Below are 15007 nucleotides of genomic sequence, written 5' to 3' on the forward strand. Positions count from 1 at the left end.
TTGGTTTGAGATTAGTGGAACGCTCTGGAAAGTGCGGCCGTAGTGGGTGATAGCCCTGTACACGAAAATCTCTTATCAATGAAATCGAGTAGGACGGGGCACGAGAAACCTTGTCTGAACATGGGGGGACCATCCTCCAAGGCTAAATACTACTGACTGACCGATAGTGAACCAGTACCGTGAGGGAAAGGCGAAAAGAACCCCGGAGAGGGGAGTGAAATAGATCCTGAAACCGTATGCGTACAAGCAGTGGGAGCCCACGTTGTTGGGTGACTGCGTACCTTTTGTATAATGGGTCAGCGACTTATATTCAGTGGCGAGCTTAACCGAATAGGGGAGGCGTAGCGAAAGCGAGTCTTAATAGGGCGACAGTCGCTGGGTATAGACCCGAAACCGGGCGATCTATCCATGGGCAGGTTGAAGGTTAGGTAACACTGACTGGAGGACCGAACCGACTACCGTTGAAAAGTTAGCGGATGACCTGTGGATCGGAGTGAAAGGCTAATCAAGCTCGGAGATAGCTGGTTCTCCTCGAAAGCTATTTAGGTAGCGCCTCATGTATCACTGTAGGGGGTAGAGCACTGTTTCGGCTAGGGGGTCATCCCGACTTACCAAACCGATGCAAACTCCGAATACCTACAAGTGCCGAGCATGGGAGACACACGGCGGGTGCTAACGTCCGTCGTGAAAAGGGAAACAACCCAGACCGTCAGCTAAGGTCCCAAAATCCTGGTTAAGTGGGAAACGATGTGGGAAGGCTTAGACAGCTAGGAGGTTGGCTTAGAAGCAGCCACCCTTTAAAGAAAGCGTAATAGCTCACTAGTCGAGTCGGCCTGCGCGGAAGATGTAACGGGGCTCAAACCAGGTACCGAAGCTACGGGTATCACCTTAGGGTGATGCGGTAGAGGAGCGTTCTGTAAGCCTGTGAAGGTGAGTTGAGAAGCTTGCTGGAGGTATCAGAAGTGCGAATGCTGACATGAGTAACGACAATGGGAGTGAAAAACTCCCACGCCGAAAGACCAAGGTTTCCTGCGCAACGTTAATCGACGCAGGGTTAGTCGGTCCCTAAGGCGAGGCTGAAAAGCGTAGTCGATGGAAAACAGGTTAATATTCCTGTACTTCTTGTTACTGCGATGGAGGGACGGAGAAGGCTAGGCCAGCCTGGCGTTGGTTGTCCAGGTTTAAGGTGGTAGGCTGGRATCTTAGGTAAATCCGGGATYCTAAGGCCGAGAGCTGATGACGAGTGTTCTTTCAGAACATGAAGTGGTTGATGCCATGCTTCCAGGAAAAGCTCCTAAGCTTCAGGTAACAAGGAACCGTACCCCAAACCGACACAGGTGGTTGGGTAGAGAATACCAAGGCGCTTGAGAGAACTCGGGTGAAGGAACTAGGCAAAATGGCACCGTAACTTCGGGAGAAGGTGCGCCGGTGAGGGTGAAGGACTTGCTCCGTAAGCTCATGCCGGTCGAAGATACCAGGCCGCTGCGACTGTTTATTAAAAACACAGCACTCTGCAAACACGAAAGTGGACGTATAGGGTGTGACGCCTGCCCGGTGCCGGAAGGTTAATTGATGGGGTTAGCGCAAGCGAAGCTCTTGATCGAAGCCCCGGTAAACGGCGGCCGTAACTATAACGGTCCTAAGGTAGCGAAATTCCTTGTCGGGTAAGTTCCGACCTGCACGAATGGCGTAACGATGGCGGCGCTGTCTCCACCCGAGACTCAGTGAAATTGAAATCGCTGTGAAGATGCAGTGTATCCGCGGCTAGACGGAAAGACCCCGTGAACCTTTACTATAGCTTTGCACTGGACTTTGAATTTGCTTGTGTAGGATAGGTGGGAGGCTATGAAGTGTGGACGCCAGTCTGCATGGAGCCATCCTTGAAATACCACCCTGGCAACTTTGAGGTTCTAACTCAGGTCCGTTATCCGGATCGAGGACAGTGTATGGTGGGTAGTTTGACTGGGGCGGTCTCCTCCCAAAGAGTAACGGAGGAGTACGAAGGTGCGCTCAGACCGGTCGGAAATCGGTCGTAGAGTATAAAGGCAAAAGCGCGCTTGACTGCGAGACCCACACGTCGAGCAGGTACGAAAGTAGGTCTTAGTGATCCGGTGGTTCTGTATGGAAGGGCCATCGCTCAACGGATAAAAGGTACTCCGGGGATAACAGGCTGATACCGCCCAAGAGTTCATATCGACGGCGGTGTTTGGCACCTCGATGTCGGCTCATCACATCCTGGGGCTGAAGCCGGTCCCAAGGGTATGGCTGTTCGCCATTTAAAGTGGTACGCGAGCTGGGTTTAGAACGTCGTGAGACAGTTCGGTCCCTATCTGCCGTGGACGTTTGAGATTTGAGAGGGGCTGCTCCTAGTACGAGAGGACCGGAGTGGACGAACCTCTGGTGTTCCGGTTGTCACGCCAGTGGCATTGCCGGGTAGCTATGTTCGGAAAAGATAACCGCTGAAAGCATCTAAGCGGGAAACTTGCCTCAAGATGAGATCTCACTGGRACCTTGAGTYCCCTGAAGGGCCGTCGAAGACTACGACGTTGATAGGTTGGGTGTGTAAGCGCTGTGAGGCGTTGAGCTAACCAATACTAATTGCCCGTGAGGCTTGACCATATAACACCCAAGTCATCTGCAGCGCAGTGGCGGTGTGTGAAGACGATTYAGCCGAAAGCTGTAGACACATTCATTTTGCTTGTCACAACCCCGAATTTGCCGAAACGCCGAAAGGCGCGTCGGCCACCGAATTTCTTGACGACCATAGAGCATTGGAACCACCTGATCCCATCCCGAACTCAGCAGTGAAACGATGCATCGCCGATGGTAGTGTGGAGCTTCTCCATGTGAGAGTAGGTCATCGTCAAGATTCAAACCCAGAACCCCTGATCGCCTGCATCGCCGATGGTAGTGTGGAGCTTCTCCATGTGAGAGTAGGTCATCGTCAAGATTCAAACCCAGAACCCCTGATCGCYYTGCGATCGGGGGTTTTGCTTTGCGCGAAGGAAAATATCCGCTCAGGTGGCAGTTTTTGTTGATACAAAAAAACCGCCTCAAGAGGCGGTCTTGTTACAAACGAACCACTCAATCACCACGATATTCGCAGCCGCTGGTGCAGGTTTCGTGGATTCTGATAGCGCTAAGCTCCGGCAGCAGTGGCTTGAGCTCAACCCATATCCACTTCGCCAGGTTTTCACTGGTCGGGTTTTCCAGACCGGGAATGTCATTGAGATAGTTGTGATCCAGGCGCTCATACAACGGCTTGAAGATCGCTTTTATCTCGGAAAAATCCCTGATCCAGCCGGTATGAGGATCAACCGGACCAGACAGATGGATGCCGACCCGGAACGAGTGCCCATGCAGGCGCCCGCACTTATGACCTTCAGGGACGTGGGGAAGGCGGTGTGCGGACTCGAAAGTAAATTCCTTGAAAATTTCCAAAATCTTGACTCTATAAACGAAATGCAGGAAGCGAGTTTAACAGCAAAGACCTGAAACACCATGAGCACCACGCGCACGTGCAGCTCCTGGTTGATGGCAGGTGGCCAGAACCATTCAGTTTGAGTTAAGTTGGCAGCGCTATCGTAGGACCCGTGAATAGCCATTCCACTCATGGAGCCAATGATGAAAACGTTTGCAACACGGCTGGTCATCCCTGTCCTGGCCATGACCGCCACACTCGCTGTCGCACATGACATCGGGCCGGACGAAGCGCTGAGGCTTCAAGGGACCGGTATCATTCAGTCGTTTGAAAAGCTCAACGCTGTAGCATTGGCAGCCCACCCGGGTGCCACCATTACCGACACCGAGCTGGAAAACGAATACGGTAAATATGTGTACCAACTCGACCTGCGTGATGCCAAGGGGGTCGATTGGGATCTGGAAATCGATGCCGCAACCGGCAAGATTCGCAAGAATCATCAGGATGACTAATGAGCTTCAACAAGCGTCACTTGGCCCTGTTCGGGCTGATTGCAGTGTGTACATGTGCACAAGCGCGGGATCTGGACCAGGACGAGGCCCTGCAACTGCGCCAGCGTGGCATTATCCTGCCGCTGGAACAGTTCATCGAGCAAGCTCTGGCGCGTCATCCTGGCTCGCGGCTGCTGGAGGCCGAACTGGAAGAGAAAAACGGAATCTACGTCTACGAATTCGAGCTGCTGACAACCCAGGGCATTGTTCGCGAACTCAAGTTCGATGCCCGCGATAGTCGACTGCTTAAAGATGAGGAAGATGACTGATGCGGTTGCTGCTGGTGGAAGACCATGTCCCGCTTGCCGATGAGCTTTTATCGACGTTGACACGACAAGGCTATGCAGTGGACTGGCTGGCTGATGGCCGGGATGCCCAGTACCAAGGCCTGAGCGAGCCCTACGACCTGATTGTGCTCGACCTTGGATTGCCTGGCGTACCCGGCCTGGAAGTCCTGGCGCATTGGCGTTCCAACGGCCTCGCCACGCCGGTCCTGGTACTCACCGCCCGCGGCTCGTGGTCGGAGCGTATCGAAGGGCTCAAGGCCGGGGCCGATGATTACCTGACCAAGCCTTTTCACCCTGAAGAGCTGCAACTGCGTATTCAGGGATTGCTGCGTCGTGCACGAGGCCTGGCCAATCAACCGAAACTGGAATCGGCAGGCTGGCATCTGGATGAAGGCCGGCAATCCGTATCGCGTGACGGCGTCGACATCCAGCTCACGTCCGCCGAGTTTCGCCTGTTGCGCTATTTCATGCTGCACCCCGAGCAGATCCTGTCCAAGAGCCATCTGTCCGAGCATCTCTACGATGGCGAGAACGAGCGCGACTCCAATGTCATTGAGGTGCACGTCAATCATCTGCGGCGCAAACTGGGCCGGGCCGTGATCGAAACCCGCCGTGGCCAGGGCTATCTGTTCGGCGGAACGGACGCTTGAGGTCGATCCAGCGTCGCCTGAGCCTTGGCCTGATCGCCGTCATGCTGGTGATTGGCTTGATTATGGCGCAGACCAGCCTGTGGCTGTTCGAGGTGGGCCTGCAGCGTTATCTGGAGTCCGGCTTACGTAATGAGAGTGAAAACCTGCTGGCCGCGCTGGTGCGTGGTCCGGCAGGCTTTCAGCTGGATGAGCAGCGGTTGTCGGGTGCCTATCACAGGCCTTTCTCCGGGCACTATTTTCGCGTCGATTTTGCCGATGGGCACTGGCGCTCGCGGTCATTGTGGGACTTTGAATTGCCACAGCCGCAAGCCAACGGCCTGCATGCCAATCTTGAGCTGGGTAATACCGGCCAGTCGCTGTTGATGCTGACGGCCGACTATCGCAAGTTCGGCCAGCCCATATCCATTACCGTGGCCCAGGACTACACGCCGGTACGCAAGAGCTTCCAGCGCATGCAGCAGATCGGCATGGGGCTGGGCCTGGCGGCATTGATCCTCGTGCTTATCCTGCAGCGCGTCACCGTGCGTCGGGCGCTGCGTCCGCTCAACGTCGTCCGCGAGCAGATTTCCCAACTGCAGCAAGGGCAACGCTCGCAACTGGATAACCAGGTGCCGCTGGAGCTTGCGCCTCTGGTCGACCAGATCAATCACCTGTTGATCCATACCGAAGACAGCCTCAAGCGCTCGCGTAACGCATTGGGCAATCTTGGCCATGCCCTCAAGACGCCTTTGGCGGTCATGCTCAGCCTGGCGTCCAGTCAGCAACTGGATACCCATCCCGCATTGCGCAAGACGCTGCGAGAGCAGCTTCAACAGATCCAGCAACGTCTTGAGCGTGAACTCAATCGTGCCCGCCTGTCTGGCGATGCCTTGCCGGGTGCCCGTTTCGACTGCGACCTGGAACTGCCGGGGCTGTTTTCCACCCTGCAGATGATTCACGGCGAACACCTGCAACTGACCTATGATGTACCCGCAGGGTTGTTTCTGCCCTGGGATCGCGAGGACCTGCTTGAGCTGCTCGGCAACCTGCTGGACAACGCTTGTAAATGGGCCGACAGTGAAGTACGCCTGGGCCTGGGCCAGAGCCCTCGGGGCACTTGGCTGCTGGTCGAGGACGATGGCCCGGGAATTCCCGAGTCGCGCCGCGAGGCGGTCTTCAGCCGCGGCACACGCCTGGATGAGCAGACCCGCGGGCACGGCCTGGGGCTGGGAATTGTGCGCGACATCGTCGAAGCCTGGGGGGGCACATTACAGTTGCTGGCAAGTCCGATGGGGGGCTTGCAAGTACGCATTGATCTGCCGGAGCGCCTTTCATCCTGAACACCTGCCATTGAGCGTTTTCAATCTTCAAATTCCTCAACCTGTCAGCACAGGAGCCGATAACCATTCAAGAGCTTGGGTTTTTACAACAACAATAACCACAAGGCATTTCTCATGCGTCTAAATCTCAAAGCCAAAGTGCTGTTACTGGCCGTCGTGCCTGTGCTGTTGTTCGCTCTGATCATCAGCGCTGCCACGGTCTATATTCTCCAGCAACAAGCCGAGCTGGAAGTCAGCGATACACGTGAGCGCCTGCTTGAAGAAGCCAAGACCAACCTCAAGGATCATGTGTCGATTGCCATCAGCGCCATCAAGCCGATGTACGACGCGGCAGCGCCGGGGGACGAGACCGCCAAGGCCAGCGCCATCAAGTTGTTCTCGGCCGTCAGCTACGGCAAGGATGGCTACCTGTTCGGCTACAACTCCGAGGTGATCCGCATCTTTCGAAGCAACAGCACCGATGGGCTGGGCAAAAGCTTCAATGATGTCCGCGATCCCAATGGCGTTTATCTGAATCGTGAACTGGTTGCCGTGGCCAAGAACGGCACTCACTACGTGCGCTACGCCTCCGCCCTGCCAGGCAAGACCGAACCGGTGCCGAAGGTGGGCTACACCGAATACCTGCCCAAATGGGATCTGGTCGTGGGCAGCGCGGTCAACCTGGACGGTATTGAAGCGCAGGTTGCTCAAGTCAGACAAAGCATCGAGGCCCGCTTGCAGGAAATGCTCTACAGCATTGTCGGCATCACCGTACTGCTGCTGGTGATCATCAGCATGGTGGGTGTCGTGGTAAGCGGCACGCTCTTGCGTCCTCTGCGGCTCATGAAAGCCAATCTGGACGATATTGCTGCCGGTGAGGGTGACCTGACCAAGCGCCTGAAAATCACCAGCCAGGACGAGTTGGGCGAACTGGCCGGCTCCTTCAACCGCTTCGTCGACAAGATTCATGGCCTGGTACGGCAGATGACCGAAGTGACCACGCAACTGACCGGGCTGGTGGCCGAGGTGTCATCGCAGGCGCAGCGTTCCGAGGTGGCCATGGACCGGCAGCGCTACGAAACCGACCAGGTGGCCACCGCCATCAACCAGATGTCCGCTGCCGCCCAGGAAGTCGCCAAGAGCGCGCAGAATGCCTCCACGGCAGCACAACAGACCGACGAGCAAGGCCGTGCGGCCAAGCGTGTGGTCGACGGCAGCATCGCGCAGATTCACTCGTTGGTCGATGACATCCGCAAGAGCGGTGTCTCACTCGACAGCCTGCAGCAGGATGTTTCCTCGATCGTCAGTGTACTCGGTGTCATTCGTTCCATTGCCGAGCAGACCAACCTGTTGGCCCTCAATGCGGCCATTGAAGCCGCGAGGGCAGGGGAGGCCGGGCGTGGCTTTGCAGTCGTGGCCGACGAAGTCCGGGCCCTGGCCAGTCGCACCCAGCAAAGCACCCAGGAAATCCAGGCGATGATTGCCCGTTTGCAGCAGGGCACTTCCGAGGCGGTCGGGGCCATGCGCCGCTCCAGTGAAGCCGGCGACGGCACCTCGGTGCAGGCCAATGAGGCCGGCCGTTCGCTGGTCACCATCGGTGAGCTGATCGCGACCATCAACGCGATGAATGCCCAGATCGCCAGTGCTGCCGAAGAACAGACAGCCGTGGCCGAAGAGATCAACCGCAGCGTGCACCAGATCGCCGTGGCCGTGGACAGTGTTGCCGATGAAACCCGTCAGGGTGCACAGACTTCGCGCAGCCTGGCCGAACTGGGCCAGCGCCTGGGTGCCCTGGCGACACAGTTCCGGGTCTGAATCCAACCGGTGCGGGTGCTCCGGCCCCCGCCGTTCCTGTTAAATCCAGCGAATTGCCATGACCTACGGCACTCGTATCTGTCCCGGCTGACTAAGGCTCTAGAGCGAGCATAGCGCCCGTCCTGACGACATGGATGAGACATGAACGAAACCAACCTGCAAAACAAGACCCTGCTGTTGTTAGTGACACTGGTCACCATTGCCTTTATCTGGATCCTGCTGCCGTTCTACGGTGCCGTATTCTGGGCCGTGATCCTGGGGATCATCTTTTCGCCCCTGCAACGGCGCCTGCAACTGCGCTTTGGCCGGTCGCGTAACCAGACCAGCCTGATTACCCTGACCATATGCCTGATCATTGCCATTTTGCCGGTCATCGTGATCAGCGCCATGCTGGTTCAGGAAGGGGCACTGCTCTACAAGAATATAGAAAGCGGCCAACTGGACATTGCCAGCTACCTGAACGAATTCAAGGGCATGCTGCCGGCGTCCGGGCAAAACCTGCTCGACCGCATGGGCATGGGCGATTTCAACGGCCTGCGTGACAAGATTGCCAAGGGCGCCATGCAAGGCAGCCAGTACCTGGCCACCCAGGCGTTCAGCTTTGGCCAGGGCACGTTCGATTTCGTGGTGGGCTTCTTCATCATGCTGTACCTGTTGTTTTTCTTCCTGCGCGATGGCCAGGAACTGGTGCGCAAGATCCGCAATGCCGTGCCTCTGGCCGAACAGCACAAGCGTCGCCTGCAACTGAAGTTCAACCGGGTGGTGCGTGCCACGGTCAAGGGCAATGTCCTGGTGGCGGTGACCCAAGGCGCCCTGGGCGGTCTGATCTTCTGGTTCCTGGACATTCCCAGCGCCTTGCTCTGGGCGGTGATCATGGCATTTCTGTCGCTGTTGCCAGCGGTCGGTGCAGGCATCGTCTGGGCACCTGTGGCGGTGTACTTCGTGGCCAGCGGGATGATCTGGCAAGGCGTGGTGCTGACATTGTTCGGTGTGCTGGTCATCGGCATGGTCGACAACGTGCTGCGCCCCGTGCTGGTCGGCAGGGATACCCGCATGCCCGACTACCTGATCCTGATCAGCACCCTGGGCGGCATGTCGGTATTCGGCCTCAATGGCTTTGTCATCGGTCCTTTGATCGCAGCACTGTTCATCTCGTGCTGGGCACTGTTTACCGAAACCAAGAAACGCGTGCAATTGCCTGGCTGAGCAATCTGGCGGCGAAAAAAAACCCTGCTTCGATAGCAGGGTTTTTTTATGCAGGGAACAATCAGCCCGGCACATGCAGCCCGGAGCTGATGACCAGATCCAGCAGTGGTTGCGGGTACACGCCCAGTACGAAGGTCATGATCGCCACGGCCAGCAGCATCACGCCACCGGTACGCTGTGCCCAGTTGAAGGCAGCATCGTGGCGCGGCATCTTGTTGTCCACCAGGTACATGGTGACCATCACCCGCAGGTAATAGAACACGCCGATGGCACTGCCCAGCACCAGTGCGCCCACCAGCCACCACAGCTGCGACTCGACGCCGCTGGCAATGATGTAGAACTTGCCGATAAAGCCTGCGGTGAGCGGGATACCGGCCAGCGACAGCATCATCAGGGTCATGACGGCGGTGAGGTACGGACGGCGCCAGAACAGGCCGCGGTATTCGAACATCGCATCGGCATCACGACCGCTGTAAGGCGAGGACATCATGGTGATCACACCGAAGCTGCCCAGCGACGTCAGCACGTAAGTGGTCAGGTACACGCCGATGGCTTCGACGGCCATGCCCTTGCTCGCCACTAGGGCGATCATCAGGTAACCGAAGTGGGCAATCGAGGAGTAACCCAGCAGACGCTTGAGGTTGTTCTGCACCAGGGCCAGCAGGTTGCCGACCAGGATCGAGGCAACGGCCACCACGGCCAGCACGGTTTCCAGCACACCGCTGCTGGCCACCGGTGAGATCTGGAACAAACGCACCAGCACCGCGAAGACCGCCACCTTGCTGGCCGTGGCCAGGAACGCGGCCACCGGCGCCGGGGCGCCTTCGTAGACGTCCGGCGTCCACAGGTGGAAAGGCACCAGCGACAGTTTGAAGGCCAGGCCCACGACCATCATGCCCAGGCCCAGGCTGGCGATCGGGCTTGGCAAGCCGGTGGCTGCCAGCGCCTTGCCGATGCCGTCGAAGCTCAGGCTGCCGGACTCGGCATACAGCAACGCCATGCCGAACAGCAGGAACGCAGAGCCGGCGGCCGAAAGCACCATGTACTTGATGCCGCCTTCCAGCGAGCGCTTGTTGAAGAAGGCGTAGGCCACCAGACCATAGACCGGCACCGACAGCAGCTCCAGGCCAATGAACAGACCTGCAAGGTGCTGTGCACAGACCAGCACCATGCCACCGGCGGCGGCCAGCAGGATCAGCAGGTACAGCTCTTCGCGGTTGCCTGGGTAGCCGACCTTGTCATCACCCAGATAGGCGTGAGCCATGGTCACGCAGGCCAGGGTAGAGGCCAGGATCAGTGCCATGTAGAAGCAGGCGAATGCGTCTACGTGCAGCAAGGGCGTGACCACCAGTGGTGCGACTTTCAGCGCCGGGTAGACCGACAGCAGTGCCAGGTTCAGGCCGGCCACGCTGAGCAGGAAGGTTTGCGAGTGATTGCGCCGCCATGCGATGGCCAGCATCACCACCACGATGGTGATACTGGTGATCAGCAGGGGGCCAAGCGCAATAAAGTGTTGAATCGTCAGGTCCATAGCGCTCTTACCGGGCCGAAGCGAGTTGAGTGAAGGCAGTGCCAAGCCATTGCTGCACGCCGTGCATGGTCGCCGCCGACGTGTCCAGGAACGGCTGCGGGTAGACCCCGAGCACGATCAGCAGGACGGCAAGCCCCAGCACCATGAGCATTTCCCGCGCATCCATGCCTTTGTAGACCTGTTCGGAACTGGAAGGACCGAAGTAAGCGCGGTGGATCATGATCAACGAATAGACTGAACCGAACACCAGGCCGGAGGTGGCAATGGCCGTGATCCATGGCGAATGCACGAAACTGCCCAGCAGGATCAGGAACTCACCAACGAAGTTGCCGGTGCCCGGCAGGCCCAGGGACGCGGCCGCAAAGAACAGGCTGATGGCCGGCAGGTAAGGGATACGCGACCACAAGCCACCCATCTGGCGCATGTCACGGGTATGCAGGCGCTCATACAGCTGACCGCTGAGGATAAACAGCGCCGCTGCCGACACGCCGTGGGCGATCATCTGGATCACCACGCCCTGCAGGGCCTGCTGGCTGCCCGAGTAAATACCGATCAGCACGAAACCCATGTGCGAGACGCTGGAGAACGCGATCAGGCGCTTGATATCGCTCTGCGCAAACGCCAGGAAGGCACCGTAGAAGATACCGATCAGGCCCAGGGTCATGGCGATCGGCGCAAACTCGGCCGAGGCGTTGGGGAACAACGGCAGTGCAAAACGCAACAGGCCATAGGCCGCGGTCTTCAACAGGATACCCGCCAGGTCGACAGAGCCTGCGGTCGGTGCCTGGGCGTGAGCGTCAGGCAGCCAGGAGTGCAGCGGCACCACCGGCAGCTTCACCGCGAAGGCGATGAAGAAGCCCAGCATCAGGATGTACTCGGTGCCGGGTGCCAGTTGGGTCTTGAGCAGCTCTGCATAGGCAAAGGTCAGGGTGCCGGTCTGGTTGTAATGCACCAGCACCAGGCCCAGGATCGCCACCAGCATGATCAGGCCACTGGCCTGGGTGAAAATGAAGAACTTGGTCGCCGCGTAGATCCGGGTCTTCTTGCCGTCCGACGAACTATGACCCCAGAGCGCGATGAGGAAGTACATCGGCACCAGCATCATTTCCCAGAAGAAGAAGAACAGGAACAGGTCGATGGCCAGGAACACGCCGACCACACCGCCCAGGATCCACATCAGGTTCAGGTGGAAGAAGCCGACCTTGCGCTGGATTTCCTTCCACGAGCACAGCACCGACAGGACGCCGAGCAGACCGGTGAGCAGGATCATCAGCAGCGACAGGCCATCCAGGGCCAGGTGCAGGCTGATGCCGAAGCGCGAGATCCAGTCGGCCTGGAACTCCAGGCTCCACTGGGGTGCCGCGCCGGGGGCCGGCGACAGGGTGTAGTTGCCGGTGGCCCACAACCACAGGCCGAGACCCAGCAGCAGGGACATGGTCGCCAGCGCGATCCAGCGTGGCAGTGTGGCGCTGACGCGCTCACACAACCAGCAGAGCAGGCCGCCGATAAAGGGGATCAGGATTAGCCAAGGCAGAATCATGACGGGCTCAATTCCTTTCGCAAATTCGCAAGGTTCATGTCAGACCGCAACCAGGACGGCGCCCAGGACCAGAACGGCTCCCACGGCGATCGAGGCGGCGTACCAACGAAGCTGGCCGGTTTCGGTACGGCTCATGGACACATGACCGCCTTTGACCAGACGCGGGATCAGACCAATGATGCGGTCGAACGGGTCGCTGCGCAGCATATGGCTGATCGCCAGGTAAGGCTTGACGAACAGTTTGTCGTAGATCCAGTCAAAGCCCCAGGCGGCGAACCACCAGGCCGAAAGCAGGCGCCCTATACCACTGTTGGCGATGGCCGTGACCAGCGTGCGCTTGCCCAGGAACAACACCGCTGCCAGCAGGATACCGGCGATGGCAATGGCTCCCGAGGCGATTTCCAGGCTGTGCTTGGCATCGCCGCCGGCATGGCCGACGCTTTGTGGCAGTACACCGGCCAGGGGTGGCGTGATCAAGGCGCCGACGAAGGTCGACAGCACGATCAGCACCGACAGGGGCAGCCAATGCGAAATGCCGTGGCCCGCATGCGCTTCGGTCTTGGCCTCGCCATGGAAGGCGATGAAGATCAGGCGGAAGGTGTAGATCGAGGTCATGAATGCACCCAGCAGGCCGGCATACAGCAAGCCGTTGTGACCGCTGGCGAAGGCTTCCCAGAGAATCTCGTCCTTGGAATAGAAACCGGCTGTCAGCAGCGGCAGGGCCGCCAGGGCGGCACCCCCGACGATGAAGCTGGCATAGGCCAGTGGCAGCTTCTTCCACAGGCCGCCCATCTTGAAGATGTTCTGCTCGTGATGGCAGGCCACGATCACCGCACCAGAGGCCAGGAACAGCAGGGCCTTGAAGAACGCGTGGGTCATCAGGTGGAAGATCGCGCCTTCCCAGGCACCTACGCCCAGGGCCAGGAACATATAGCCGATCTGGCTCATGGTCGAGTAGGCGAGAATCCGCTTGATGTCGGTCTGTACCAGGGCTGCAAAGCCGGCCATCACCAGGGTGACGCCACCGACAATACCGACCAGGTGCAGGACGTCCGGCGCCAGGACGAACAGGCCGTGGGTCCGGGCGATCAGGTACACGCCTGCGGTCACCATGGTCGCCGCGTGGATCAGTGCCGAAACCGGCGTCGGACCGGCCATGGCGTCCGCCAGCCAGGTCTGCAGCGGCAATTGCGCCGATTTACCGACCGCACCGCCCAGCAGCATCAGGGTGGCCAGCACGATCCAGAAGTCACCGGCCTTGAAGTGCTCCGGTGCCCGTACCAGCAGTTCCTGGATGTTCAGGGTGCCCAGTTGCTGGAACAGGATGAACAGGCCGATGGCCATGAAGACGTCACCGACACGGGTGACGATGAACGCCTTGAGTGCCGCATCGCCGTTCTTGCGATGGCTGTAGTAGAAGCCGATCAGCAGGTAACTGCACAGGCCCACGCCTTCCCAACCGAAGTAGATGAACAGCAGGTTGTCGCCCAGGATCAGGAACAACATGCTGGCAATGAACAGGTTGGTGTAGGAGAAGAAGCGCGAGTAGCCCTCTTCACCGCGCATGTACCACGAGGCGAACAGGTGGATCAGAAAGCCGACGCCGACCACCACGCCCAGCATGGTCACCGACAGGCCGTCCAGGTACAGCGCCAGGTTGGGGCTGAAGCCGTCGACGTCCATCCAGCGCCACAGCACCTGGGTGTAGTGACCGCCCTCCGGTGGTGCCACGTTGAACTGCCAGATGATCCAGGCGGTGACGATGGCCGACAGGCCGACCGAACCGACGCCGATCAGCGCCGAGAGGTTTTCCGAGAAGCGTCCACGCGAGAACGACAGCAGCAGGAAACCGATCAGGGGAAATACGAAAGTCAGGAAAAGAAGGTTCATCCGCGCATCTCGCTGGCAGCATCGATATCGAGAGTGTGGAAGCGGCGATACAGCTGCATCAGGATCGCCAGGCCAATACTGGCCTCGGCGGCCGCCAGGCTGATCACCAGAATGAACATCACTTGTCCATCCGGCTGGCCCCAACGGCTACCCGCCACCACAAATGCCAGGGCGGCTGCGTTCATCATCACTTCCAGGCTCATCAGCACGAAAAGGATGTTGCGCCGCACCATCAGGCCGACCAGGCCCAGGCAGAACAGGACACCGGCAACCGCCAGGCCATGTTCGAGAGGAATAGCATTCATGGCTTGGCTCCTTCTTCACGAGGCTCGTTGCGGCCCAGGTGGAATGCGGTCACGGCTGCTGCCAGCAACAGCATCGAGGCCAGTTCCACGACCAGCAGGTAAGGGCCGAACAGGCTGATGCCCACGGCCTTGGCGTCCACGGTGGTGTGGCCAAGGCCGGCACCGCTCGGGTTGCTGAACAGCACATACAGCAATTCGGCGAGCAGCAGGCCACCGAGAAACACCGGCCCTCCCCAGATGCCGGGTTTGAGCCAGGCGCGTTCCTGTTGGACCGAAGCCGGCCCAAGGTTGAGCATCATGACCACGAACACGAACAACACCATGATGGCGCCGGCGTAGGCGATGATTTCCAGCACGCCGGCGAAAGGTGCGCCGAGGCTGAAGAAAGTCATGGCCACGGCAATCAGCGAAATGATCAGGTAGAGCAGGGCATGCACCGGATTGGTGTTGGTGATGACCCGCAGGGTCGACACCACAGCAATACCGGATGCGAAATAGAAAGCGAATTCCATC

General features: G+C 58.8%; 12 protein-coding genes, 2 rRNA genes and 1 pseudogene (1 of these 15 only partly in view). 9 read left to right on the forward strand and 6 right to left on the reverse strand.

Annotated elements, in window-relative coordinates:
• Positions 1-2619: ribosomal RNA gene (locus ASF84_RS07865) — 23S ribosomal RNA — on the forward strand; it begins 274 nt to the left of the window's first position.
• Positions 2620-2753: 134 nt separating this feature from the next.
• Positions 2754-2869 (forward strand): 5S ribosomal RNA (gene rrf / locus ASF84_RS07870).
• A 215-nt stretch (positions 2870-3084) separates the two neighbouring features.
• Here the strand turns inward: rrf and queD are convergent.
• On the reverse strand, positions 3085-3441 hold the full coding sequence (gene queD, locus ASF84_RS28420) for a 6-carboxytetrahydropterin synthase QueD (protein ID WP_082481450.1): 357 nt from the start codon (positions 3439-3441) through the stop codon (positions 3085-3087).
• Positions 3442-3624: 183 nt separating this feature from the next.
• Between queD and ASF84_RS07880 the strand changes: the two genes are divergently transcribed.
• The 7 genes and pseudogenes from ASF84_RS07880 to ASF84_RS07905 all read left to right on the forward strand — a co-directional run bounded on the left by ASF84_RS07880 (position 3625) and on the right by ASF84_RS07905 (position 9228).
• Positions 3625-3933 carry a PepSY domain-containing protein gene (locus ASF84_RS07880; RefSeq protein ID WP_056836972.1) on the forward strand — a complete coding sequence of 103 codons (309 nt, stop codon included), beginning with the start codon at positions 3625-3627 and terminating at the stop codon, positions 3931-3933.
• Positions 3933-4241, forward strand: a complete 309-nt coding sequence (locus tag ASF84_RS07885; RefSeq protein ID WP_056836974.1) for a PepSY domain-containing protein — start codon at positions 3933-3935, stop codon at positions 4239-4241. Before ASF84_RS07880 ends, ASF84_RS07885 begins: the two co-directional genes overlap by 1 nt.
• Positions 4241-4909: a response regulator transcription factor gene (locus ASF84_RS07890; RefSeq protein ID WP_056836976.1), complete on the forward strand. Its 669-nt coding sequence runs from the start codon at positions 4241-4243 to the stop codon at positions 4907-4909. Before ASF84_RS07885 ends, ASF84_RS07890 begins: the two co-directional genes overlap by 1 nt.
• On the forward strand, positions 4906-6228 hold the full coding sequence (locus tag ASF84_RS07895) for a sensor histidine kinase (RefSeq protein ID WP_056836977.1): 1323 nt from the start codon (positions 4906-4908) through the stop codon (positions 6226-6228). Before ASF84_RS07890 ends, ASF84_RS07895 begins: the two co-directional genes overlap by 4 nt.
• Positions 6229-6342: 114 nt before the next feature.
• Positions 6343-7164 (forward strand): annotated as a pseudogene (locus tag ASF84_RS30170) (cache domain-containing protein); the annotation flags it as partial.
• 102 nt (positions 7165-7266) lie between these two features.
• On the forward strand, positions 7267-8022 hold the full coding sequence (locus ASF84_RS30175; RefSeq protein WP_442963038.1) for a methyl-accepting chemotaxis protein: 756 nt from the start codon (positions 7267-7269) through the stop codon (positions 8020-8022).
• A gap of 141 nt (positions 8023-8163) precedes the next feature.
• Positions 8164-9228, forward strand: coding sequence for an AI-2E family transporter (locus tag ASF84_RS07905; RefSeq protein ID WP_056836979.1), 1065 nt, complete (start codon positions 8164-8166; stop codon positions 9226-9228).
• 61 nt (positions 9229-9289) lie between these two features.
• Here ASF84_RS07905 and nuoN read toward each other — a convergent pair whose 3' ends face one another.
• The 5 genes from nuoN to nuoJ are packed head-to-tail and all read right to left on the reverse strand — an operon-like array spanning position 9290 to position 15006.
• Positions 9290-10759 (reverse strand): NADH-quinone oxidoreductase subunit NuoN, encoded by a 1470-nt coding sequence (nuoN, locus tag ASF84_RS07910; protein ID WP_056836980.1) that lies wholly within the window; start codon positions 10757-10759, stop codon positions 9290-9292.
• Between the two features lie 7 nt (positions 10760-10766).
• The gene (gene nuoM, locus ASF84_RS07915; protein ID WP_056836982.1) at positions 10767-12299 is read right to left on the reverse strand and encodes an NADH-quinone oxidoreductase subunit M; all 1533 of its coding nucleotides are present in this window, start codon (positions 12297-12299) and stop codon (positions 10767-10769) included.
• Between the two features lie 39 nt (positions 12300-12338).
• Positions 12339-14189, reverse strand: a complete 1851-nt coding sequence (gene nuoL / locus ASF84_RS07920; RefSeq protein WP_056836984.1) for an NADH-quinone oxidoreductase subunit L — start codon at positions 14187-14189, stop codon at positions 12339-12341.
• Positions 14186-14494, reverse strand: a complete 309-nt coding sequence (gene nuoK, locus ASF84_RS07925; protein WP_056836985.1) for an NADH-quinone oxidoreductase subunit NuoK — start codon at positions 14492-14494, stop codon at positions 14186-14188. Before nuoK ends, nuoL begins: the two co-directional genes overlap by 4 nt.
• Positions 14491-15006 carry an NADH-quinone oxidoreductase subunit J gene (gene nuoJ, locus ASF84_RS07930; protein ID WP_056836987.1) on the reverse strand — a complete coding sequence of 172 codons (516 nt, stop codon included), beginning with the start codon at positions 15004-15006 and terminating at the stop codon, positions 14491-14493. Before nuoJ ends, nuoK begins: the two co-directional genes overlap by 4 nt.
• Position 15007: the final 1 nt, after the last annotated feature.

Source organism: Pseudomonas sp. Leaf127 (assembly GCF_001423155.1).
GTDB classification, from domain to species: Bacteria; Pseudomonadota; Gammaproteobacteria; order Pseudomonadales; family Pseudomonadaceae; genus Aquipseudomonas; species Aquipseudomonas ovata.